A 22,640-nucleotide genomic window follows, 5' to 3' on the forward strand; every position below is an offset into this window, starting at 1 on the left:
GTTTAGAAACCTGCCGCCGTGGCTTTATCGATCAACCAGTTCAGCGACGGGCCGCGAGTGCTCACCACTTCAACCGGACGACCTGCCAGGCTGCTGTTGATGGCTTCGTCAGGCTGGATCTGGACGCGGATGTCGGAAGACAGGTCGGCAGGGCTCAGAGCCGTGGCGCTGACGATCTTGCCGCTGTGGTCGCCGTCTTCGCCAGCCACCTGGAAGGTCACGCGAGCGCCCGGCTGTACATCGGCGAACTGACGGTAGGTGAAGCGAGCATCGACGTTGGCGGCCACGTTGCGCGGGACCATCTGGAAGATCACTTGACCTTTGCTGGCGTACTGACCGTCGGCGACCAGTTGTTTGGCCACGACGCAATCGCAAGGGCTGGTCATGGTGCCGGCCAGTTGACGACCGAACAGCTCTTCGATTTTGGCCGGCTGCATTTCGTCCGGGTCCAGGTTGCCTTTCAACATGTCCAGCATGCTGGTGTTGAAGGTCGCCAGCGGTGCGCCTTTGGCGACGTTGCCGTTCGGCGTCACCAGGCTGGTCACGGTGCCTTCACGGGGCATGGTGACATCCAGGCTCGGTACGCTGACCAGACCGGACGTGGAGTGGCTGACGAAGTACATCCCGTAGACCGACTTGGCAACGAAGCCGAACGCAATCACACCGACAGCGAAGATACCGACGCTGAAGGTCACGGCGCGCAGGCGACCGAAAGCGCTCAGGCCGCTGCCGCCGTCTTTGGATTTGCGTGCTTTGGTGAAGTTATCGCGCTGCAGGGTCGCCAACACTTCGCCCATGCTGATGAGATCGCCCGACAGGTGCGAAGTGATCAGGTGACGCAGGGTGGAGATGTCCTGGGATTCCAGGTTCTGGAACTGGCAGCCGACACGGCCGGTGCTCGAATCGATGGTGCGCACTTGCAGGTCGACGTCCATGGCCAGACCGAGGTTGTCGATCAGGAACTGCAGACGACCCTTGATGACCTCACCAACGCCTGGACGCAGGTTGGAAGGCGCGACAAAGCTCAGACCGCCTGCGGAAAGGTCTTCGACACGCACCAGCGGAGCGTTCGGCTGACCATTGAGCAGTCGCAGTTTGGCCGGGATCTTGACCCGTGCGTGCTGACGCTGGGCTTCGGATTCATGTACGACATTGGCATTCACGGCTGTATTCATGGTGGTAATTCCTGATTAATCGAGTTGATCCATTGTTTCGGTCAGAGGCCCGGTCAGACCATTGTCAGCAGCACGGCAACGAAGATGCTGCCAGCCGAGAAAGTCATGGTCCGCGACGACCAGGTGTTGAACCAACCCTGGAAGCTGGCCATGTCGCGGCTCAGTTTTGTGTCCTGGCGGGTCCAGGACTGTCGGTCGAGACGGAAGAAGACGTAGATCTTCATCAGTGCGCCGACGATCTGGTTGTAATAGAGAATCATCGGATAGGCCGGCCCGATCTTGTGTCCGCTGCACGACAGCAGCAGGGTCAGAATCAGACGGGTGATGCCGATCCACAGCAAGTAGGCGAGCAGGTATTCGATGCCGAACTTCAGGCTTGCCAGCATGGCAACGGTCAGGCCAAGGATCGACGTCCACATCGACACGCGCTGGTCGAACAGCACGATGCTGGTAAAGATGCCGAGACGACCGAAGCCCAGACCCAACGCACGGGAGTTCTGCCGAAGGTTGTTGCCGTACCAGCGGTACATCAGCTTGCGGCTGGCCTTCAGGAAGCTTTTTTCCGGCGGGTGTTCAACGGTGTTGATTGCGGCATCCGGCACGTAGAACGTGTCGTAGCCCAGGCGCATCAGGCTGAACCAGCTCGACTTGTCGTCGCCGGTCAGAAACTTGAAGCGGCCCAGACGCCAGTGCTGCAGCGAATCGCTTTCCACGTCAGCGATGAACATCGGGTCTGTCACCACGGTGGCGCGGAACACCGACATACGGCCGGTCATGGTCAGGACGCGTTTGGACAGCGCCATCGAGCACATGTTGATGTGACGCTGAGCGAAACGCAGCTTGTGCCATTCGCTCATGATGTAACCGCCGCGTACTTCACAGAACTCGTTGGTGGTCAGGCCGCCGACGTTGCCGAACAGCTGGAACCACGGAACTGTTTTCTGCACCACGCCCTCGGCCAGAACAGTGTCACCGTCGATCACCGCAACCACGGCGCGGTCGTCAGGCATGTGACGGGAAATGGCGCGGAAACCGAATGCCAGGCCATCGCGCTTGCCGGTACCGGCGATGCGTACGAAGTCGAGCTTCACGTGCTCCGGCGGGTTGTACTTGGCCCACAGTGCCTTGACGAGCAGCTCGTCGGACATTTCCACCAGGGAGCAGACGATGGTGGTCGGGAAGCCGCAGTTGATGGCTTCGCGAATCACCGAGCTGTACACCTGAGCGGTGGTCAGCGCATCGATACGAAAGCTGGTGACCATCAGGAACACGTGGGACGGATCGGCTGCCTTGCCCAGCTTGCGCACTTTACGGCGCAGGTGCGGGTAGACGATGTACAGAAAAATCATGCCGCGCACGAAGTGCGTTGCGCCCATCGAGTAACGCCAGATGCCGACGATACCGATCAGGAAAATGAAATCTTTGGAATGCGAGTCAAACAGCGATGCGGGCAGTGCCATGGCAATGGCCGCCAGCAACGTCAGATAAAACAGCCAACCTGCGGCTTGGAGGAAGCCGTGCTTCAGCCTTTGCATAGTGTGTATCCCTAAGTCAGTTGCAACCTCAAGCCGCAAGCTTCAAACCTCCAGTCGCAGGCGCTGACGCCCGGGACTGGAGGGATGAAGCCTGAAACTTGCAGCTCGTGGCTTGCAGCTCGCTGTGTGTTACCAGCAGATACCTTCGATTTGACCGTTTTCGGTGGTGGTGCCTTTCATGAAGCCCACCAGGTCAATCACACGCTTGCCGGCTGGCGCGTTGTTGGCGAGTGCACGGAAGCGCTCGTCGCGGTTACCCAGGATGATCACGTCGGAGTTGTTGATGACCGCGTCGAAGTCCGAGTTCAGCAGGGACGAAACGTGCGGGATCTTGGACTCGATGTAGTCTTTGTTGGCGCCGTGAACGCGAGCGTATTCGACGTTGCTGTCGAAGATGCTCAGGTCGTAGCCCTTGCCGATCAGCATTTCTGCCAGCTCGACCAGTGGGCTTTCGCGCAGGTCATCGGTACCGGCCTTGAAGCTCAGACCCAGCAGGGCAACTTTGCGAGTGTCGCTGGCAGCGACGATGTCGAAAGCGTTCTGAACCTGGGAAACGTTGCTGCGCATCAGGGAGTTGAGCAGTGGCGCTTCAACGTCCAGGGTGCTGGCGCGGTAGGTCAGGGCGCGGACGTCCTTCGGCAGGCAGGAACCGCCGAAAGCGAAGCCTGGGCGCATGTAGTACTGGGACAGGTTCAGAGCCTTGTCCTGGCAGACCACGTCCATCACTTCACGGCCGTCGACGCCGACTGCCTTGGCGATGTTGCCGATTTCGTTGGCGAAGGTGACCTTGGTCGCGTGCCATACGTTGCAGGTGTACTTGATCATTTCGGCAACGGCGATGTCCTTGCGGATGATCGGCGCGTCGAGTTCTTCGTACAGGGATTGCAGAACGTCACCGGATGCTTTGTCGAATTCGCCGATAACGGTCATCGGAGGACGGTCGTAGTCCGCGATCGCGGTGCTTTCACGCAGGAACTCAGGGTTGACCGCGACGCCGAAGTCGACGCCGGCTTTCTTGCCAGAGCAGTCTTCCAGGATCGGGATGACAACGTTTGCGACGGTGCCCGGCAGAACGGTGCTGCGCACGACGATGGTGTGACGGGTGCTCTTGTCGCGCAGCACGAAGCCGATTTCGCGGCAGACCGATTCAATGAAGTCCAGCTCCAGATCGCCGTTCTTTTTGCTTGGCGTGCCGACGCAGATCATCGACAGGTCAGTGGCGCGAATGGCTTCGGAGAAGTCGGTGGTGCCGCGCAGTTTGCCGGTCTTGATGCCGGTTTCCAGCAACTCGCCCAGACCTGGCTCAACGATTGGCGACTTGCCGTTGTTGATCAGATCGATCTTGGCGGCGGAGATGTCCACGCCAACAACATCATGACCACGCGCCGAGAGGCAGCCCGCGCAGACTGCACCGACATAGCCCAAACCAAAGATGCTGATACGCATAGTAATCTCCTCGATGTTTACGCCATTAGTTGGCCGAATATAAAAACTGTCTTACAACTTTCGCGCACTCGTACGCACGGCAAATGAATGTCGCGTGACAAGCACAGGCAGAATTAAGGGGTGAGTCACCTATATGAAAGGCAAACCCGAATGCTACAGATCAAAAGTGTCGAGTAGCCCATACATATTTATATAGGTTCCCGATCTGGGATGTGGCAGGCACTCCAACGGATGGTTTGCGCGTCGCGCTCAGGCGGTCAAGAATAAGGCGTTTGGCCCTCTCCTGATAAATCAGCCCCGATTCACGACTGCGGGCACCCGAATGGTGCTAGCTCACTTCACTTCAACTAGTTTGGTGCGTGACTCCTTGTACGTACCACTTGACCGGCGGGTCTAACTTCGTTGAGAAGCAACTTCCAGATCTGTCCATGTGCCATGTAAGAGATGTCCTACATGGGGGACGAGAATTGTTACGGGATGTAGGAGCGTGGGCATTCCCCATAAGTTCCGGGCCACTCGTCCTCTTTTTGAGATTTTTCGTAACACCCGGTGCTTTTCGGGGCTATCCAAGAAGTGACCGACTCAGGTTTGGGCCTTAGTTTATAAGGCTTTGGCCGGCCTGCAGGCTGGGGTGCCACTAGTTCAAATCAGCGGTCCGGAATCTTCAAAAAAAGTTGTTAAATTTTTGAGAAAAAATAGAGTTGTTATTTTTTGACTGTTAGTTGGCGCCAATTAGTCGGCAGCACTACCGTTCGTCTGCGCAAACTGTAGGTTATGAACTAAGTAAGTGTGGGAATTTGCGAACACAGTCACTGTTTTGCTTTGCTTTCGGTTGGATGGATAGACACATTCGAATGGTGGGGTTTACTTGGACGCATCAAGACGGCGAGAGAAGCGCCCTGAGAAGTGCACTGAAGTAGGGATTGGGTAGCGTCGCAATGCCCGTCAACTGGTCGAGACAGGCATGCGTTCTGGCGCAGGAAAGGAGAGCTGCGGCTCAGGCGTCTTGCTCGTCGCGCAGGAAGACAAGCTTGTCTGGAGAGGACAGCTCGTTGCTGTATCGATAGCCGTGGGCATCGAATTGCGTCAGGTCTTTGGGCTTGCTGATGCGCTCGGAAATCACAAACCGAGTCATCATGCCCCGGGCTTTCTTGGCGTAGAAGCTGATGATCTTGTACTGACCGTTTTTCTGGTCGCGGAACTCGGTTTCGATCACGCGGGCATTAAGTGCCGGACGCTTGACCGCCGAAAAGTACTCGTTCGAGGCGAGGTTGAGCAGCACGTCGTCGCCTTGTTCTTTAAGCGCCTCGTTCAGCCACTCGCTGATGCGGTCGCCCCAGAATGCATAAAGATCCTTGCCCCTCGCGTTCGCCAGCTTTGTACCCATTTCCAGCCGATACGGTTGCATCAGGTCCAGAGGGCGCAGCAATCCATAGAGCCCGGACAACATACGCAGATGCTTCTGGGCGTACGTCAGATCGGGTCCGCTCAGGGTGTCGGCGTCGAGACCTGTGTACACGTCGCCCTTGAAGGCCAGCAGCGCCTGCTTGGCGTTTTCGGGAGTAAAGGCCGGATTCCAGCTGCCGAAGCGGGCGGCATTGAGACCCGAGAGCTTGTCGGACAGGTGCATCAGCTCACCGATCTGCGCCGGGGTCATGTCACGCAGTTGGCTGATGAGTTCCTGGGAGTGATCCAGAAATTGCGGCTGGGTGTAACGCTTGGTGGTGGGCGTGGTGTCGAAATCGAGTGTTTTGGCTGGGGAAATCACCATCAGCATGGGCAGGTCTCCTTTAATCGTCGGGCGATTCTAGGCGTTGCGTGCGGATGACTCCAGCTATGGTGTCGATAGGCGCGCTCCTACAGCGGCCGTGCCCGAATCCGGCCATCTGGTCCAAGGCAAATCCGCTATAGTGCCTCGCCGGTTTTCGGCCTCTTTATCAAGGATTGGGAGCACGTCGTGTTGCGCATGCTGTTATTGATCGGAGCCTGTTTGCTGGGGCTCAACGCACAGGCGGCCACGGGCGATATCGCGATGCTGGATCGCTCGGTCTGGCCGGAGGCGCTGGAAACGCCGCAGCTGTTCGACGTCGCGTCTCGCGCGCAAATTCTCAGCTTCGCCCATCAGTTGCTGGAAAGCGAAAACCTCAGCGACGCCCAGCTTGGCGCGCGCCTGGGCCTGCGCCAGATCAACCTGCCGACGATCAACCTGATCCGCACACGGTTGTGGGCGCGCCTGTTCGAGAACTGGACATTCGCTGAAAAAACCTGCGAAGCCGACGCCTCCTTCTGCGTGCTGGTCGACGACGTGCCCATGCTGCGCCAGCGCGCCGCCGAGTACAAAGTGGCCGATGATTCCTTCTACGCGCAGTGGGCAGCGCCGGCCGATGCCTTCAACCAGCGTTATCTCAACGAACTGTTGCGCATGGCCGCCTTGTTCCCGCAGACCAGCAGTGAGATCGAGCGCTACAACTCCGATGAACTCAGTGGCGAGGAAATGCCGGACCGGACCTTCCTGCTCAATTTCGAGAGCGGTCCGACCGTCGCTGATGGCGCCACGGACTGGCTGGCTGACTTCATGCGCCAGCAGAAGATCACCGCGACGTTCTTCGTCCTGGGCAAAAGCCTGCAGAGTCGTCTCGACAGCACCTCGGCGCAGGCGCTGCAAAACGTCTACCGGCAGCAATGCGTGGGCCTGCAAGGTTGGGAGTTCAGGTCCCATGCCCAGTGGCGCGACTGGCAGGACTCCATCGAGCGTACGGCCGCGCTGGTTCAGCAGGTGCTGCCGGACAATTTCGTGCCGCTGTTCCGACCGCCTTACGGGCATCGTCGGGCCGACAGTGCGCCGTTCTTCCGTGATCAGCAGTTGCGGGTTTCGCTGTGGAACATCGATTCCCAGGACAGCACCGGACGCATCAGCGCCGAGCAGGCCGCCAACCGTGTGCTGACGCTGATGCTGCTCTGGCGGCGCGGCAATGTGGTGTTCCATGACAGCACGGACAAGCCTCAGCAGGCGGTGCCATGGCTGATGGCCAATACGGCGCAAAGCGGGGTGATCTGGGAAGACTGCCATATCTATCCGCAGCAGTTGGCGGACGAAGAAGATATGCCGGATGACGAGGCTGACACGCCAGACGATGACGCCGCAGAAGAGTCCACCGATCAGCCGGGTGCAGCGGTTGAGCAGACGGTGTCGCCAGTGAAGGAAGGGGAGTAACGAGGAAGTATGTCGGAAATTTCTGAGGATTTGTCCCGGACCGGACTTCCGACTGTAAACGTGGCTGACCCATCCGCCAAGGGCTAATTTGCCCCCTGAAAAATAAACTTCAAAAAGCGCCGAAACGCGTTTTTATGTCATCGGTTTTGCGGTATTACGACAACAGACCGCCGAACCCTGCAACACAGGTGGCGTCATCCCAGACCCACTTTGCGCAATTTTCTCCTGCCTCAAGGGGAAAGCCTCGGCGGCCTTTTCGTGGCGCAGCATCGCTGTGTGTTGCGTCACTTGGCTACTACAAAGGTGAGCGAGTATGGATGACCACGGACGCACCCCTTCCTCTAACCAGCCAATCCTCTACGTGCTCGATACCAACGTATTGATCCATGATCCAAACGCGCTTCTGAATTTCGAAGAACACCACGTTGCACTCCCCATGACGGTCCTCGAAGAACTGGACAAGCTCAAGGCGGGCAAGCACTCGGTCGCTGCCGAATGTCGGCAGGCGATCCGGTTGATTGACAAGACACTCGGCGAAGCGACCCCGGAGGAGGTCGAAAAAGGCGTACCGATCGATCGCGGTACAGGCGTTTTCAAGGGTTATCTGTCCATCCTCATGAACAAGCGGCAAGAGCCCAACCGGGTGCTGCCCGACAACCTCAATGACAACATCATCATCAACCAGTTGATTGACCTGCATGCGCGGAAAAAGGACACGCGCATCGTACTGGTCACCAAAGACATCAACATGCGCCTCAAGGCGCGGGCCTGCGGCATCGAGGCCGAGGATTACAGCACCGACCAACTGGTCGACGATGTGTCGATGCTGTCTCGCGGTTACCACAATATGACCGGCTCTTTCTGGGACCGGGTGAGCAAGGTCGACACCCGTCAGGATCACGGCCGCACCTGGCACAAAGTGCAGATGATCGAGCAGATTCCGTCTGTGCACATCAATGAATTCATCATCGATGAGCAAGGCTTCGTCGGCTGGGTCAAAGGCGTCAAGCCTGATGAGTTGCTGCTGCTGGACATGCATCAAGAGCCCCTGCTGCACCAGGAGGCGTGGGGGCTGAAACCGCGCGACATCTATCAGGGGCTGGCGCTGTTCGCGCTGCTCGATCCGGATATTCATCTGGTCAACCTGTCCGGCGCGGCCGGTTCGGGCAAGACCATTCTCGCCCTGGCCGCTGCCATCGAGCAGACCATGGTCAGCAAGCGTTATCGCCGCATCATCGCTACCCGCAGCGTGCAGGGGCTCGACCAGGAGATCGGCTTTCTTCCCGGCACCGAAGCAGAAAAGATGGAGCCATGGCTTGGCGCGATCACCGACAACCTGGAAGCGTTGCACATGGACGATGAAAACACCCATGGCAGCGTCGATTACATTCTGAGCAAGGTGCCGCTGCAGTTCAAATCCCTCAACTACATCCGGGGCCGAAGCTTCCAGCAGAGCCTGATCCTGATCGATGAATGCCAGAACCTCACGCCGCACCAGATGAAAACCATCATCACCCGTGCTGGCGCCGGTTCCAAAGTAGTCTGCCTGGGCAACCTGGCACAGATCGATACCCCTTATCTGTCGGCCACCAGTTCGGGGCTGACCTACCTGACGGAGCGTTTCAAGGATTTCCCCAACGGCGTGCACATCAGTCTGCAAGGTGTCCCACGCTCGATCCTGGCTGAATACGCGGAGAGCCATTTGTAAACCTGTGGTCCATCGCTTTACATGAACATCCACTCACCGCTGAACTTGTAGGAGCCGGCTTGCTGGCGAACGCGTCCAGTCATTCACTGCAACTGTGACTGATACACTGCATTCGCCAGCAAGCCGGCTCCTACGACCCGCGCCTAACGCGGTTTCTCACCCAGCCCGATGCAGTTCGGGTCTTATCGGCGTTACAATCCCCGCTCCTGTTCAGGAGTCATCCCGTGCTCACTCATCTCGATTCCCAAGGTCGCGCCCACATGGTCGACGTCACTGAAAAAGACGTGACGTTCCGTGAAGCCGTGGCCGAAGCGCGCGTGCGCATGCTGCCCGAAACCCTGCAAATGATCGTCGCAGGCGGGCATCCAAAAGGGGACGTCTTTGCCGTCGCCCGCATCGCCGGCATTCAAGCCGCGAAGAAAACCAGCGATTTGATACCCCTCTGTCACCCGCTGATGCTCACGGGTGTGAAGGTCGAACTCACCGCCCAAAGCCCTGACACCGTGCACATCGTTGCCCGCTGCAAACTCTCCGGCCAGACCGGGGTGGAAATGGAAGCGCTGACCGCCGCCAGCATCGCCGCTCTGACCATCTACGACATGTGCAAGGCGGTGGACCGCGGCATGACCATCGAGCACGTGCGGCTGCTCGAAAAGCTCGGTGGCAAAAGTGGACACTTCATTGCCGACGAACAGGTGAGCGCCCAATGACCATTCACGTGCAAGTCCAGTTCTTCGCGCGTTTTCGCGAAACCCTCGGCACCGAGAGCGAAACCCTGGAAGGCGCGTTCGCTACCGTCGACGCCGTGCGCCAGCATTTGCTCGAGCGCGGGGGTGTGTGGGAAGTGCTGAGCGAGAAAGGCATCATGTGCGCCCGCAATCAGGAGCTTTGCTCCCTGGACACGCCCGTTGAGCCAGGCGATGAAGTGGCGTTCTTTCCGACTGTCACCGGAGGTTGATATGAGCGTGCGAGTGCAAGCCGCTGCGTTCGATCCCGGTGCTGAAGTCAACGCCATGCACGACGCCAACGTCGGCGTGGGTGCGGTGGTCAGCTTTGTCGGCTACGTACGGGATTTCAACGACGGCCGTGAAGTGGCGGGGATGTTCCTTGAACACTATCCCGGCATGACCGAGAAAGCGTTGCTCAAGATTGTCGACGAAGCGCAGCAGCGCTGGCCGTTGCTCAAGCTGGAAGTGATACATCGGGTGGGCGAGTTGGCGCCGGGCGAGCCGATCGTGTTCGTCGCTGCAGCCAGCGCCCATCGCCAGGCGGCATTCGAGGCTTGTGATTTCGTCATGGACTACCTGAAAACCCGAGCGCCGTTCTGGAAGAAGGAAAACACGTCGCAAGGTCCACGCTGGGTGGAAGGGCGCGACAGCGACCACAAGGCTGCGGATCGCTGGAAATAGACTGCAAACTCAGCGTTGTAGGAGCGTGGCTTGTCCCGCGATCTGCCGGGAACCGGCAGTCTGGCCAACAAATGTGGTGTGTCAGATACAGCCCCATTCCCAGCCATTGCGACGACTGCGTCGCCGATCGCGGGACAAGCCACGCTCCTACAGGTGTGTGGCTTACTCCGCCGCAGGAATCGCCCGCTGCACGCGCACCACAGGGCGCAACAACACGGTCGGCGGCGTTTCACAGCTGATCTTGCGACCCAGCTTCTCTTCAATCGAGGGCAGCTGATAGGAGTCGTCTTCACCGGCGAAGCTGATCGACACGCCGTCAGCGCCTGCACGACCGGTCCGGCCGATACGGTGTACGTAGTCGTCGGGGACTTCCGGCAGGGTGAAGTTGATCACGTGGCTGATGGCGTCGATGTGAATCCCTCGACCTGCAACGTCAGTGGCCACGAGCACGCGAATCTTGCCTTCGCGAAAGCCTTCCAGCGTCTTGATGCGCTTGTGCTGGGGCACGTCGCCTGAGAGCTGCGCGGCATTGATGCCGTCGCGCACCAAGCGCTCTTCGATACGCCGCACTTCGTCCTTGCGGTTGGCGAATACCATCACCCGCTCCCAACCGTGATCATTGATCAGGTTGAACAGCAGCTTGTATTTATCAGCGCCGGCAACGGCATAGATGTGCTGCTCGACCGTGTCGCTGGCGACGTTCAGTGACTCGATCTCGACAATCGCAGGATCTGTCGTCCACTGCTTGGCCAGGTTCATCACGTCTTCGGTGAAGGTGGCGGAGAACAGCAGCGTCTGGCGCTCCCCCTTGTGCGGGGTCTGGCGAATGATCGAGCGGACCTGAGGGATGAAGCCCATGTCCAGCATGCGGTCAGCTTCGTCCAGCACCATCACCTCAACCATGTCCAGATGCACTTCGCCGCGCTGGGCGAAGTCAAGGAGACGGCCTGGCGTGGCGACCAGAATGTCGCAGTGTCGGGCTTCGAGGTGTTTGAGTTGCTTGTCGAAATCCATGCCGCCGACGAACGTCATCACGTTGAGGTCGGTGTACTTGGTCAGCGCCTCGGCGTCCTTGGCGATCTGCACCACCAGTTCGCGGGTCGGCGCAATGATCAGCGCACGGGGTTCACCCATGTAGCGCTCTTTCGGCGGCGGCGTCTGGGTCAGCTGGGTAATGATGGAAATCAGGAAGGCGGCGGTCTTGCCGGTGCCGGTCTGGGCACGGCCGATGGCATCACGGCCTTTGAGGGTATAACCCAGAACGCCGGCCTGGATCGGCGTGCAGTACGGGAAACCCAGGTCCTGAATGGCGTGCATCAATTCGGGGGCAAGGGGGAAATCGTGGAAACGGGTTTTGCCTTCTTGGGGTTCGACAGCGAAGTCTTCGGGTTTCCAGGGAATGACGACGGGCTTGGGCGCGCGTTCACGGCGCTGACGTTCAGCCTTCACGGGCGACGCAGCGACCGGTGCGGTGGCTGCCGAATGCTCGGGCGCAGGCACGTGCACTTCTGCGGCTGACGGTTCCCGCGAGACGCTTTCGGTCTGGCGTTGGGGGACGGGGAGGGCAGCAGCAGGCGCGAGCGGCTCAGCCTCGCTTTTTCCGAACATCTTTTTAAGTGCTTTGAGCACGGTGATCTCATCGAGTGATTTAGGAATGTACGCCGGGGAGTGTAAAGCAAGAACCCGGCGCGGCGTAGTGTCCTAGCAAATCCACAACGCAATTGGAAGGATCAAATGAGTGGACTAGCGAAGCTTATCCCCGAGCCAGACACCTATGTCGGAAATTTCCTGCGGTAACACTTCGTGTTCCATTGGGTATTCCTGCCATGTCACGGTGACGCCCCGGGCCTTCAAATGCTCGTAAGCCGCTCGCCCCATGGCGTACAGAACCACCGGGTCATTGATGCCGTGCAAGCAGTAGGCCGGTATGCGTTGCTGGCTGGCGGACAGGCTCATTTCGTCGCTGAACGTCGGTGCGTAAGTGGACAGCGCGAGCACGCCGCCCAGTGGCCCTTCCCAGCGCAGGAAGGCGGTGTGCAATACCACGGCGCCGCCCTGGGAAAACCCTGCCAGGAAGATTCGCGCCGGGTCGATGCCGCTGTCCCGTTGCTGTTCGATCAGCTTGATGACGCCTTGCGCCGAGTTTTCCAGCTGGTCGCTGTCGATGGCGCGGGCCGGGCTCATGGCTTTGATGTCATACCAGCTGGGCATCGCGTAGCCACCGTTGATGGTGACGGCCCGGGTGGGTGCCTGGGGCAGAATGAACCGCGTGGTCTTCAGCGTCTTCTGCAGCATCTCGGCCACCGGCAGGAAATCGTAGCGATCGGCCCCCAGGCCGTGCAGCCAGATCACGCAGGCATCGACTGCCAGTTCCGGCTCGATGATCAAGGGTTCAGTCATGTGTGCTCCATTAGTGTGCGGTGCCGTCGGTGCAGCGCTTTAAGGCGGTGCATCGGGCCTTGAACATGGGATTTCGGATGTCGCAAGGTTACAAGTTTTGATCTTGACCTGTCGCTAATTCGACATTGCCAGCATGGTGGTACGGGCTTTGCTACACAACCCGCGGAGTGAAGGCGCTCACCTCGGGCGGTAACACTAATAGGCTATCAAGCAGACAGCCAAGTGTTGCGTCGGAGGCAGCATGGAATCATCGAGCAGGATTCCCGGCACGATTCGCTTTGAACCTCGGGGTTCAAGGACATCATGGGGCTTCAGTCTGCTGGACTCGCGACACCTCGAACACGGGATGACCAGATGCCTGGCGCCGGTGGCGGTAAACGGGTTCAACGTCGCATGACCCAAAAACAAGCCAGCACGGGTCACGAATGCCTCACAAGGGTGCGACGGGGCTAAGGCTCCTACACAACAAAGAGCAAACTGGAGGTTTGAATGAAGATGTTGAAATCCACCCTGGCTGTAGTGGCCGCCGCTGCAGCGCTCGGTCTGACCGGGTTCGCTCAAGCGGGTGCCAAGCTGGACGCCATTCAGAAGAAGGGCTTTATTCAGTGCGGCGTCAGTGACGGTCTGCCAGGCTTCTCGGTTCCGGACGCCAGCGGCAAGATCCAGGGCATCGACGCCGACTTCTGCCGCGCTGTTGCTGCCGCAGTGTTTGGCGACGCGACCAAGGTCAAGTTCAGCCAGCTGAACGCCAAAGAGCGCTTCACCGCGCTGCAGTCCGGCGAAATCGACATCCTGTCGCGTAACACCACCTGGACCAGCTCCCGCGACGCGAGCATGGGTCTGGTATTCCCGGGCTTTGTCACTTATTACGACGGCGTTGGCTTCCTGGCCAACAGCAAGCTGGGCGTGAAAAGTGCCAAGGAACTGGACGGCGCGACCATCTGTATTCAAGCCGGTACCACCACTGAGCTGAACGTGTCGGACTACTTCCGCGCCAACAACCTCAAGTACACCCCGATCACGTTCGACACCTCCGACGAAAGCGCCAAGTCGCTGGAGTCCGGTCGTTGCGACGTCCTGACCTCCGACAAATCCCAGCTCTACGCACAGCGCTCCAAGCTGGCCTCGCCGAAGGACTACGTCGTTCTGCCTGAAACCATCTCCAAAGAACCGCTGGGCCCAGTTGTTGCCCGTGGCGACGAAGACTTCAGCACCATCGTTCGCTGGGTTGGCTACGCGCTGCTGAACGCGGAAGAAGCAGGCGTCACGTCGAAAAACGTTGAAGCCGAAGCCAAATCCACCAAGAACCCTGACGTGGCCCGCTTGCTGGGTGCCGACGGCGACTACGGTCCGCAGCTCAAGCTGAAGAAAGACTGGGTCGTACAGATCGTCAAGCAAGTCGGTAACTACGGCGAAATGTTCGAGAAGAACCTGGGCGCAGGCACTCCTTTGGAGATCGCTCGCGGTCAGAACGCTCTGTGGAACGCTGGCGGCATTCAATACGCACCACCAGTGCGTTGATTGACCTGCATCCGGCTGCGTGAATCGCAGCCGGGCGCTTTGTTGCATTTCTTCCGGGGCACTCCATGCAAAATCAAATCAGCGCACCCAAGCAGAGGCTCAGCCTCAGCGACCCTAAAGTGCGTGCGTGGCTATTTCAGATAATTACGGTTGTCGCCGTAGTCGCGATGGGTTGGTATCTGTTCGATAACACCCAGACCAACCTGCAACACCGGGGTATCACTTCAGGTTTCGGTTTCCTTGAAAACAGTGCCGGTTTCGGCATCGCGCAGCACCTGATTCCGTTCACGGAGTCGGACACCTACGCGCGGGTTTTCCTGATCGGTTTGCTCAACACGCTGCTGGTGACCTTCATCGGCGTGATACTCGCGACCCTGCTGGGCTTCATCGTCGGTGTCGCGCGTCTGTCCAACAACTGGATCATCAACAAGCTGGCGACGGTTTACGTTGAAGTTTTCCGTAACATTCCGCCGCTGCTGCAGATCCTGTTCTGGTACTTCGCGGTGTTCCTGACCCTGCCGGGTCCGCGGGCTGCCCACGGGTTTCTCGGCTCGTTCTTCGTCAGCAGCCGTGGTCTGAACATGCCGGCCGCGATTGCCACCGATGCGGCGTGGCCGTTCGTGATCAGCGTGGTACTGGCCATTGTCGCCATCGTGTTCATGACGCGTTGGGCGAACAAGCGCTTCGAAGCGACGGGCGTACCCTTCCACAAGTTCTGGGCAGGCCTTGCGCTGTTCCTCGTGATCCCGGCGCTCTGCGCGCTGATCTTCGGTGCACCGGTGCATTGGGAAGTGCCTGAGCTGAAAGGCTTCAACTTTGTTGGCGGCTGGGTGTTGATCCCGGAACTGCTGGCGCTGACCCTCGCGCTGACGGTTTATACGGCGGCATTCATTGCCGAAATCGTGCGTTCGGGCATCAAGTCCGTGAGCCACGGCCAGACCGAAGCGGCACGTTCGCTGGGCCTGCGCCCAGGGCCGACGCTGCGCAAGGTCATCATTCCGCAGGCCCTGCGGGTGATCATCCCGCCGTTGACCAGCCAATACCTGAACCTGGCGAAGAACTCGTCGCTGGCTGCCGGTATCGGCTACCCGGAAATGGTTTCGCTGTTCGCTGGTACCGTGCTCAACCAGACCGGCCAGGCCATCGAAGTCATTGCCATCACCATGAGCGTGTACCTGGCGATCAGTATCAGCATTTCCCTGCTGATGAACTGGTACAACAAGCGCATTGCGCTGATCGAGCGGTGAGGAAACGCGCATGACATCCCATACTTTCAAACCCGACATGCCACCGCCGAGCAAAGTCTTCGGCCCGGTGGCATGGATGCGCCAGAACCTGTTCTCGAGCTGGATCAACACGCTGTTGACCCTGTTCGCGATCTACCTGATCTGGCTGGTTGTTCCACCGCTGCTGAGCTGGGCCATCTTCGATGCCAACTGGGTCGGCACCACGCGCGAAGACTGCACCAAGGCCGGCGCCTGCTGGGTGTTCATCGAACAGCGCTTCGGCCAGTTCATGTACGGCTATTACCCGCAGGCGTTGCGCTGGAGGGTTGATCTGACCGTCTGGCTGGCGATCATCGGCGTCGCGCCGCTGTTCATCAAAATGATGCCGCGCAAGGCCGTCTACGGCCTGTCGTTCCTGTTCATTTACCCGATCGTTGCTTACTTCCTGCTGCATGGCGGCGTGTTCGGCCTTGACCTGGTTGCGACCAGTCAGTGGGGCGGCTTGATGCTGACCCTGGTGATCGCGACGGTGGGTATCGCCGGCGCGTTGCCGTTGGGTGTGGTGCTGGCATTGGGGCGTCGCTCCGAAATGCCGGCGATCCGCGTGATGTGCGTGACGTTCATCGAGTTTTGGCGAGGCGTCCCATTAATCACTGTGCTGTTCATGTCGTCGGTGATGCTGCCGTTGTTCCTGCCTGAAGGCATGAACTTCGACAAGCTGCTGCGCGCACTGATCGGCGTGATTCTGTTCCAGTCGGCGTACGTGGCCGAAGTGGTTCGGGGCGGCATGCAGGCCATTCCGAAGGGGCAGTACGAAGCGGCTGCGGCCATGGGCCTCGGCTACTGGCGGCGCATGGGGCTGGTGATTCTGCCGCAGGCCCTGAAGCTGGTTATTCCGGGTCTGGTCAACACTGTGATCGCGTTGTTCAAGGACACGAGCCTTGTGATCATCATCGGCCTGTTCGACCTGCTCAACAGCGTCAAACAAGCTGCCGCCGACCCCAAGTGGCTCGGCATGGCGACCGAGGGTTACGTGTTCGCGGCCCTGGTGTTCTGGATCTTCTGTTTCGGCATGTCCCGCTACTCCATGCATTTGGAGCGTAAGTTGGACACAGGCCACAAGCGTTAGGAGTTTTGTGATGAGTGAAGCTATCAGTAAGCCTCTGGGCGCCGAAGGCATGATCCGGATGGAAGGCGTCCACAAGTGGTACGGCCAGTTCCACGTTTTGAAAGACATCAACCTGAACGTGCGTCAAGGCGAGCGCATCGTCTTGTGCGGCCCGTCGGGCTCGGGCAAGTCGACCACCATTCGCTGCCTCAACCGTCTGGAAGAGCACCAGCAGGGTCGCATCGTGGTCGATGGCACCGAGCTGACCTCGGACCTGAAGCAGATCGAGACGATTCGCCGCGAAGTCGGCATGGTGTTCCAGCACTTCAACCTGTTCCCACACCTGACCATCCTGCAGAACTGCACGCTGGCGCCGATGTGGGTGCGCAAGATGCCCAAGCGCAAGGCCGAAGAAATCGCCATGCATTATCTGGAGCGCGTGCGCATTCCGGAGCAGGCGCACAAGTACCCGGGGCAGCTTTCCGGTGGTCAGCAACAGCGTGTGGCGATCGCCCGCGCGCTGTGCATGAAGCCGAAAATCATGCTGTTCGACGAGCCGACTTCGGCCCTCGACCCGGAAATGGTGAAAGAGGTGCTCGACACCATGGTCGGCCTGGCGGAAGAGGGCATGACCATGCTCTGCGTGACCCACGAAATGGGCTTCGCCCGCACCGTGGCCAACCGCGTGATCTTCATGGACAAAGGCGAAATCGTCGAACAAGCCGCGCCAAACGACTTCTTCGATAACCCGCAGAGTGATCGTACGCGCCTGTTCCTGAGTCAGATTCTGCATTGATCGGTTGAAGTGGCAGCGTGAGAAACCCGGACTCAGGTCTGGGTTTTTTTATGCCCGCTGATCGCCCTGCAGCAGCGAACTGACGCGCACATACCTGTAGGAGCGCGCTTGCCCGCGAAAAAATCTGTCAGGTGATGACGAGAGGTCGGATTTACCCAAATCTTCGCGGGCAAGCGCGCTCCTACAGCCTTGCGTATGTGCGCCTCAACGCCCAGCGGGCAGAAGCAAGTCTGCGGGTCTTAGACTGTACCCAATCCGTCCCATAACTTGTGTTCCGTGCTGTTCTCGAACAGGATGCCTTCTTTGCGCAATGCGCTGTTACATCCTCCTGCCCTCACGAGAATCCCATGACGACCAAGGCGCCGACGGCGAGCAGTCCCCGTTCCAATCCTTCGACCCCTCACGAAATAAACGAACTGCTGATCGATGCAGAAGCTGATGACGAGCAAGTGCAGCAGCATCATCCCGTGCTCAAACGCCCATGGTTCCTGTTGTTGGGCCTGGTGCTGGTGGCGCTGAATCTGCGTCCGGCGTTGTCGAGCATGGCGCCGTTGTTGAGCGAAGTGTCACGGAGTCTGGGGCTGTCTGCGGCCACGGCCGGTTTGCTGACCACACTGCCGGTGTTGTGTCTGGGCCTGTTCGCGCCGCTTGCGCCGATCCTTGCGCGGCGTTTCGGCAGTGAGCGCGTGGTGCTTGGCATTCTCCTGACCCTGGCGTGCGGGATCATTCTGCGCAGCTCGTTGGGCGAGTTCGGTCTGTTTGCGGGCAGCATCATGGCCGGGGCCAGCATTGGCATCATCGGGGTATTGCTGCCGGGCATCGTCAAACGCGACTTCGCCAAACAGGCCGGTGCGATGACGGGCGTTTACACCATGGCGCTGTGCCTCGGCGCTGCGGTGGCGGCGGGCTCCACGGTGCCGTTGAGCGAGGCGCTGGGTAGCGGCAACGGGAGCGACTGGACACTGGGCCTGGGCTTCTGGATCGTGCCGGCGATTCTCGCCGCGCTCTTCTGGTGGCCGCAGACGCGTCAGCGCCATGGTCAGCATCAGGTGGCCTACCGGGTGCGCGGTTTGCGCCGCGATCCTCTGGCCTGGCAAGTCACCCTTTATATGGGCCTGCAATCGTCGCTGGCCTACATCGTGTTCGGCTGGCTGCCGTCGATCCTCATCGGGCGCGGACTGACTGCCACCGAAGCCGGGCTGCTGTTGTCCGGTTCGATCATGGTGCAACTGGTCAGCTCGCTAACCGCGCCGTGGCTCGCCACACGCGGCAGTGATCAGCGGGTTGCGATTGTGCTGGTGATGCTGCTGACCCTGGCCGGTCTGTTCGGCTGCCTGTATGCACCGATCGAGCAATTGTGGGCCTGGGCCATCGTGCTTGGCCTGGGGCAGGGCGGGACGTTCAGCCTGGCACTGACGCTGATCGTGTTGCGCTCGCGCGACTCCCACGTCGCCGCCAACCTGTCGAGCATGGCCCAGGGCTTCGGCTACACCCTGGCATCGCTTGGCCCCTTTGCAGTGGGCGTCGTGCATGACTGGACCGGCAACTGGGATTCGGTGGGCTGGATCTTCGGCGTCATCGGCGTGTCCGCGATCATTGCCGGCCTGGGCGCGGGGCGTTCGCTTTACGTGGGCGTCACCAGCGAGAAAGTCTGAGGGCCGGCATTTCACCGGCGAATGCCCGTGGCAAAACGCGCTGCGGCCGCTTATCGTGCAGGCATCCTATTTCCACGGACGGCGTTCCCATGAGCGAGACCTTTTCGAGTGAGCACAACAGCGCGTTGATCACGCGGTTTTACGAGGCATTCAGCCGTCTGGACGCCGAGGCGATGGCCGCGTGCTACAGCGAAGACGTGGTGTTTTCCGACCCGGTGTTTGGCGAGCTGCGCGGGCAGGATGCCGGCGATATGTGGCGCATGCTGACCTCCCGCGCCCGTGATTTTTCGGTGGTGTTCGATCATGTCCGTGCGGATGCCACGACAGGCGCTGCCCACTGGGTCGCGACCTACCTGTTCAGCCAGACCGGTCGCACGGTGGTCAACGACATTCAGGCGCGGTTCGTCTTTCGCGACGGGAAGATCTGCGAGCACCACGATCATTTCGATTTGTGGCGCTGGTCGCGGCAGGCCCTCGGCACGAAAGGGGCTTTATTGGGCTGGACGCCGTTTGTGCAAAACGCCATTCGTGCACAGGGCCAGAAAGGGCTGAAGGCTTTTCAGGCCAGTCGCTGACGTTTTGATAGAATCCGCTCCCCCCGCTAATGCGCCACGGTCCTGCATGCCTGAAGCCGAAATCGCCACCGTACCCGAAGCTGCTCCGGTCAAAGCCTGGTTCGTGTATCTGGTACGCGCGGCCAATGGCGCGTTGTACTGCGGCATCAGCAACGATCCGCTGCGCCGCTTTGCTCAGCATCAGAGCGGCAAAGGCGCACGCTTCTTCAGTTCAAGCCCGGCGGTGGCGCTGGTGTATGTGGAGGCCTGTCGCGACAAGGGCGACGCCTTGCGCCAGGAGCGGTTGATCAAAAAACTGCGTAAAAGCGCCAAGGAATGCTTGGCCGCCGGCGACATCCAGCCGAGTGATGCCGCGCCATCAGCCTGAGCGGGTATGCCGTGAGGCCTCGGGGGGATAAGCTGGTGGTTTATCCCTGCGGATGGCCCGAAGCATGTCTGAGTTGATTCTTCATCACTATCCAATGTCACTGTTCGCCGAAAAAGCCCGTCTGATGCTGGGCTTCAAAGGCCTGTCATGGCGCTCGGTCAACATCCCGTCGATCATGCCCAAACCCGACCTCATGCCCCTTACCGGTGGCTATCGCAAAACCCCTGTCCTGCAAGTGGGCGCCGATATCTACTGCGACACCGCGTTAATCGCCCGGCGCCTGGAGCAGGAAAAGTCCTCGCCGACCTTCTACCCCGAAGGTCAGGAGTTCACGTCGGCAAGCCTGGCCGCGTGGGCGGATTCAGTATTGTTTCTGCATTCCGTCAGCCTGGTGTTTCAACCTGCCTCCATGGCTGCGCGTTTCGCCAAGGTCCCGCCTGAGGCTGTGAAGGCATTCGTTGCCGACCGCGCCACGTTGTTTAATGGCGGCAGCGCCAATCGTGTCCCGCTGGAAGTGGCTCAGCATCAATGGCCTACACTGATGGCGCGTCTGGAAACCCAGCTCGAGCGCAATGGCGACTTCCTTCTCGGCGCCCCCTCGATTGCTGATTTCTCGGTGGCCCACACCCTGTGGTTCCTGAAACAAACCCCTGTCACGTCCCCGCTCGTGGATGCCTATCCGGCGGTGCTGAGCTGGTACGAGCGCGTTATCGCGTTCGGCCATGGCGCACCGAGCGAATTGAGTTCGGGCGACGCCGTTGAAATTGCGCGCGCTGCCACCCCGGCCCCGGTGCCTGACGAAGCGTTCACCGATCCCAATGGTTTTGCTGTCGGCCAACAGGTCACCGTGTCCGCGGTGGATTACGGCGTTGACGCGGTGGCGGGAGAGCTGGTGTTCAGCGGGCGCGAAGAGATCATCCTGCGCCGCGAAGACGACCGCGCGGGTACCGTGCACGTGCACTTCCCGCGTTTCGGTTTTCAAATCAAGGCGGTTTGAATCGGTGATGTGCAAATAAGCCCGGTGCAATGCCGGGCTTATCGCGGTGCCGAATAATCGCTTTGTTTTAATTGCGTATTGATCTGGATGATCATGAAGTAGTCGTCGTGACTGTCAGTTCTGACAGTTGTTTAAACGGCTACGCGGTTTACTCTCTTCTTTCACCTTATATAAAAGTTGTCCGGTCAAGGAGAGTGTTGGGGTCCCTGTGTGGCGCCGATATCTTCGATATTCCGTGACACCGGACGTTTTATTTCCAGGGACCGGAGAGCACGTCATGGCAAACGGCAATGCGTTGGGGCTATCGCTTCTTTTTCTTGCAATCCAATCCGCAGATGTTTATGCAGCGAGTTGCGCTGATACGGCGAAAGCGCTGACACGTCAATATTACGATACAAGGGAAAACTGCGGCAAAGCCTCGTCACCTGCGTTTTTGTGCAACGGGGTTATCTTCCGGGCGACCATTCCCTCGGACGACTACAATTCGTGGGATCCGAGCCCGGCCTCGGTCAAGAGCGGCGGTACATCGTTTTCTTATCTGCGCAAGGATGCCAAATTTTCCCGGCTTGTCCGCTATGAAAACAACGGCTACGTGCTCTTTCCGATTCAGGAGCTGCCGACGGGCAAAAGCGCCTACAACGTGCTGTGCTCGTTCCCGATGGACGGCGGGACTGACTCGCGGGTCGACAAAGGCTGCGGCACCTCCCCGGCAGCGAGCGCGCCAGGCAAAGGCGCTGAGTGCTTTTCTCAAAAGATCGAGACCGGTCGCCAGTGGGCAGAGCAGTACAAGACGCAGACCAAGGGCGATAACCGCAACGAGTGCGGTTTTGATGTGCGCGATCCGCTGGACCGGCACGCGACTGACAACTTCAATGCCAGTTTGAGCGCCATGCGCGAGATGGGAAAAACGTCATTCAATAAGCAGAATGAACTCAGGCTGGATACCTGGAGTAATGAAACGCCTGATAAAAACTTGCCGATTCAGGCCTTTTTCTATTTGCCCGAACCTGGGGGCGGCAGAGACGATGCCCGATTTGATCAACAACGTTATTACTCTCAAACCGGTGTCTGGGTGCCGATTATCGCAATGACACTTCCTGATTCCCCCTCTAAAGATGCAACGTTTGCCTGTGACGCCGATGATCAGGCTGTCTCTGAATCGGGCAAGACAATTGATCGCTATATCAAGTCCGCCACGTGGACGTCACGCGCTGACCCGGGCACGGGAGAAGAGGAGTGGTCGCTATCGGTCGTGCTGACCGAATTGGGTAAGAAGCAAAAGGGCTCTTCAGGCTCTGACGCGGTGTATGCCGAACTGGTCCGCAAGTACAAAAACGATTTTCAGTGGAAACAAAATGATGGCGGTGGCATGCGTCGCCAGCTGGTGTGCCACTTCAACATTGCGCGCAATAAAGATGAATTCAATCTGGAGCCGTTCCGCCCCGATCTCTCTGAAGAGAAGGCCGAGGCAGCGGGTTGCAATCCGGTTTGAACCTGGGCAGCCAGAC

The 22,640-nt window shown here is 59.3% G+C and carries 19 protein-coding genes and 1 pseudogene; 14 read left to right on the top strand and 6 right to left on the bottom strand.

Annotated features, from left to right (window positions below):
- Positions 1–2 precede the first annotated feature (2 nt).
- From EC919_RS05655 to yaaA, 4 genes are all read right to left on the bottom strand, one after another.
- A complete protein-coding gene (locus tag EC919_RS05655; RefSeq protein WP_133772050.1) occupies positions 3–1,175 on the bottom strand; it encodes an alginate biosynthesis protein Alg44 in 1,173 nt (390 codons plus the stop codon).
- 53 nt (positions 1,176–1,228) lie between these two features.
- The gene (alg8, locus tag EC919_RS05660) at positions 1,229–2,710 is read right to left on the bottom strand and encodes a mannuronan synthase (RefSeq protein WP_133772052.1); all 1,482 of its coding nucleotides are present in this window, start codon (positions 2,708–2,710) and stop codon (positions 1,229–1,231) included.
- A 129-nt stretch (positions 2,711–2,839) separates the two neighbouring features.
- Positions 2,840–4,156, bottom strand: coding sequence for a nucleotide sugar dehydrogenase (locus EC919_RS05665; RefSeq protein WP_133772054.1), 1,317 nt, complete (start codon positions 4,154–4,156; stop codon positions 2,840–2,842).
- Between the two features lie 997 nt (positions 4,157–5,153).
- Positions 5,154–5,933: a peroxide stress protein YaaA gene (gene yaaA, locus EC919_RS05670; RefSeq protein ID WP_133772056.1), complete on the bottom strand. Its 780-nt coding sequence runs from the start codon at positions 5,931–5,933 to the stop codon at positions 5,154–5,156.
- A 183-nt stretch (positions 5,934–6,116) separates the two neighbouring features.
- On the opposite strand from yaaA, the pseudogene EC919_RS05675 reads away from it, so the two are divergent.
- From EC919_RS05675 to moaE, 5 genes and pseudogenes are all read left to right on the top strand, one after another.
- Positions 6,117–7,223, top strand: a pseudogene (locus tag EC919_RS05675) (polysaccharide deacetylase family protein); the annotation flags it as partial.
- Between the two features lie 460 nt (positions 7,224–7,683).
- On the top strand, positions 7,684–9,078 hold the full coding sequence (locus EC919_RS05680) for a PhoH family protein (protein ID WP_122535850.1): 1,395 nt from the start codon (positions 7,684–7,686) through the stop codon (positions 9,076–9,078).
- Between the two features lie 224 nt (positions 9,079–9,302).
- Positions 9,303–9,788: a cyclic pyranopterin monophosphate synthase MoaC gene (moaC, locus tag EC919_RS05685; RefSeq protein ID WP_133772058.1), complete on the top strand. Its 486-nt coding sequence runs from the start codon at positions 9,303–9,305 to the stop codon at positions 9,786–9,788.
- Positions 9,785–10,036 (top strand): MoaD/ThiS family protein, encoded by a 252-nt coding sequence (locus tag EC919_RS05690; protein ID WP_166650494.1) that lies wholly within the window; start codon positions 9,785–9,787, stop codon positions 10,034–10,036. The genes moaC and EC919_RS05690 overlap by 4 nt, the downstream gene beginning before the upstream one ends.
- A 1-nt stretch (position 10,037) precedes the next feature.
- Entirely contained in the window at positions 10,038–10,487 is a 450-nt protein-coding gene (moaE, locus tag EC919_RS05695) for a molybdopterin synthase catalytic subunit MoaE (RefSeq protein WP_133772060.1), read from the top strand.
- 162 nt (positions 10,488–10,649) lie between these two features.
- Here moaE and rhlB read toward each other — a convergent pair whose 3' ends face one another.
- Both rhlB and EC919_RS05705 read right to left on the bottom strand, forming a co-directional pair.
- The gene (rhlB, locus tag EC919_RS05700) at positions 10,650–12,116 is read right to left on the bottom strand and encodes an ATP-dependent RNA helicase RhlB (RefSeq protein ID WP_432213792.1); all 1,467 of its coding nucleotides are present in this window, start codon (positions 12,114–12,116) and stop codon (positions 10,650–10,652) included.
- Between the two features lie 114 nt (positions 12,117–12,230).
- Positions 12,231–12,887: an alpha/beta hydrolase gene (locus EC919_RS05705; RefSeq protein WP_133772064.1), complete on the bottom strand. Its 657-nt coding sequence runs from the start codon at positions 12,885–12,887 to the stop codon at positions 12,231–12,233.
- A 489-nt stretch (positions 12,888–13,376) separates the two neighbouring features.
- On the opposite strand from EC919_RS05705, the gene EC919_RS05710 reads away from it, so the two are divergent.
- The 9 genes from EC919_RS05710 to EC919_RS05750 all read left to right on the top strand — a co-directional run bounded on the left by EC919_RS05710 (position 13,377) and on the right by EC919_RS05750 (position 22,624).
- Positions 13,377–14,408, top strand: coding sequence for an amino acid ABC transporter substrate-binding protein (locus tag EC919_RS05710; protein ID WP_133772066.1), 1,032 nt, complete (start codon positions 13,377–13,379; stop codon positions 14,406–14,408).
- Positions 14,409–14,473: 65 nt separating this feature from the next.
- On the top strand, positions 14,474–15,655 hold the full coding sequence (locus tag EC919_RS05715) for an amino acid ABC transporter permease (RefSeq protein WP_133772068.1): 1,182 nt from the start codon (positions 14,474–14,476) through the stop codon (positions 15,653–15,655).
- A gap of 10 nt (positions 15,656–15,665) precedes the next feature.
- Positions 15,666–16,763, top strand: coding sequence for an amino acid ABC transporter permease (locus tag EC919_RS05720; protein ID WP_133772070.1), 1,098 nt, complete (start codon positions 15,666–15,668; stop codon positions 16,761–16,763).
- A gap of 10 nt (positions 16,764–16,773) precedes the next feature.
- A complete protein-coding gene (locus EC919_RS05725) occupies positions 16,774–17,538 on the top strand; it encodes an amino acid ABC transporter ATP-binding protein (RefSeq protein WP_037014923.1) in 765 nt (254 codons plus the stop codon).
- A 347-nt stretch (positions 17,539–17,885) separates the two neighbouring features.
- On the top strand, positions 17,886–19,193 hold the full coding sequence (locus EC919_RS05730) for a CynX/NimT family MFS transporter (RefSeq protein WP_133772072.1): 1,308 nt from the start codon (positions 17,886–17,888) through the stop codon (positions 19,191–19,193).
- An 89-nt stretch (positions 19,194–19,282) separates the two neighbouring features.
- Positions 19,283–19,768, top strand: coding sequence for a nuclear transport factor 2 family protein (locus EC919_RS05735; RefSeq protein ID WP_133772074.1), 486 nt, complete (start codon positions 19,283–19,285; stop codon positions 19,766–19,768).
- 46 nt (positions 19,769–19,814) lie between these two features.
- Positions 19,815–20,135 (top strand): GIY-YIG nuclease family protein, encoded by a 321-nt coding sequence (locus tag EC919_RS05740; RefSeq protein ID WP_133772077.1) that lies wholly within the window; start codon positions 19,815–19,817, stop codon positions 20,133–20,135.
- 64 nt (positions 20,136–20,199) lie between these two features.
- Positions 20,200–21,132, top strand: a complete 933-nt coding sequence (locus EC919_RS05745; protein WP_133772079.1) for a glutathione S-transferase family protein — start codon at positions 20,200–20,202, stop codon at positions 21,130–21,132.
- A gap of 277 nt (positions 21,133–21,409) precedes the next feature.
- The gene (locus EC919_RS05750; protein WP_133772081.1) at positions 21,410–22,624 is read left to right on the top strand and encodes a DUF2599 domain-containing protein; all 1,215 of its coding nucleotides are present in this window, start codon (positions 21,410–21,412) and stop codon (positions 22,622–22,624) included.
- Positions 22,625–22,640: the final 16 nt, after the last annotated feature.

It is taken from the genome of Pseudomonas graminis (genome assembly GCF_004364335.1).
In the GTDB taxonomy this organism is placed as follows: Bacteria; Pseudomonadota; Gammaproteobacteria; order Pseudomonadales; family Pseudomonadaceae; genus Aquipseudomonas; species Aquipseudomonas graminis_D.

Coding starts and splice junctions, on each gene's coding strand:
- EC919_RS05655 (WP_133772050.1), bottom strand. CDS start 1,175: ATGAATACAGCCGTGAATGCCAATGTCGTACATGAATCCGAAGCCCAG.
- alg8 (WP_133772052.1), bottom strand. CDS start 2,710: ATGCAAAGGCTGAAGCACGGCTTCCTCCAAGCCGCAGGTTGGCTGTTT.
- EC919_RS05665 (WP_133772054.1), bottom strand. CDS start 4,156: ATGCGTATCAGCATCTTTGGTTTGGGCTATGTCGGTGCAGTCTGCGCG.
- yaaA (WP_133772056.1), bottom strand. CDS start 5,933: ATGCTGATGGTGATTTCCCCAGCCAAAACACTCGATTTCGACACCACG.
- EC919_RS05680 (WP_122535850.1), top strand. CDS start 7,684: ATGGATGACCACGGACGCACCCCTTCCTCTAACCAGCCAATCCTCTAC.
- EC919_RS05690 (WP_166650494.1), top strand. CDS start 9,785: ATGACCATTCACGTGCAAGTCCAGTTCTTCGCGCGTTTTCGCGAAACC.
- moaE (WP_133772060.1), top strand. CDS start 10,038: ATGAGCGTGCGAGTGCAAGCCGCTGCGTTCGATCCCGGTGCTGAAGTC.
- EC919_RS05705 (WP_133772064.1), bottom strand. CDS start 12,887: ATGACTGAACCCTTGATCATCGAGCCGGAACTGGCAGTCGATGCCTGC.
- EC919_RS05710 (WP_133772066.1), top strand. CDS start 13,377: ATGAAGATGTTGAAATCCACCCTGGCTGTAGTGGCCGCCGCTGCAGCG.
- EC919_RS05715 (WP_133772068.1), top strand. CDS start 14,474: ATGCAAAATCAAATCAGCGCACCCAAGCAGAGGCTCAGCCTCAGCGAC.
- EC919_RS05720 (WP_133772070.1), top strand. CDS start 15,666: ATGACATCCCATACTTTCAAACCCGACATGCCACCGCCGAGCAAAGTC.
- EC919_RS05725 (WP_037014923.1), top strand. CDS start 16,774: ATGAGTGAAGCTATCAGTAAGCCTCTGGGCGCCGAAGGCATGATCCGG.
- EC919_RS05730 (WP_133772072.1), top strand. CDS start 17,886: ATGACGACCAAGGCGCCGACGGCGAGCAGTCCCCGTTCCAATCCTTCG.
- EC919_RS05735 (WP_133772074.1), top strand. CDS start 19,283: ATGAGCGAGACCTTTTCGAGTGAGCACAACAGCGCGTTGATCACGCGG.
- EC919_RS05740 (WP_133772077.1), top strand. CDS start 19,815: ATGCCTGAAGCCGAAATCGCCACCGTACCCGAAGCTGCTCCGGTCAAA.
- EC919_RS05745 (WP_133772079.1), top strand. CDS start 20,200: ATGTCTGAGTTGATTCTTCATCACTATCCAATGTCACTGTTCGCCGAA.
- EC919_RS05750 (WP_133772081.1), top strand. CDS start 21,410: ATGGCAAACGGCAATGCGTTGGGGCTATCGCTTCTTTTTCTTGCAATC.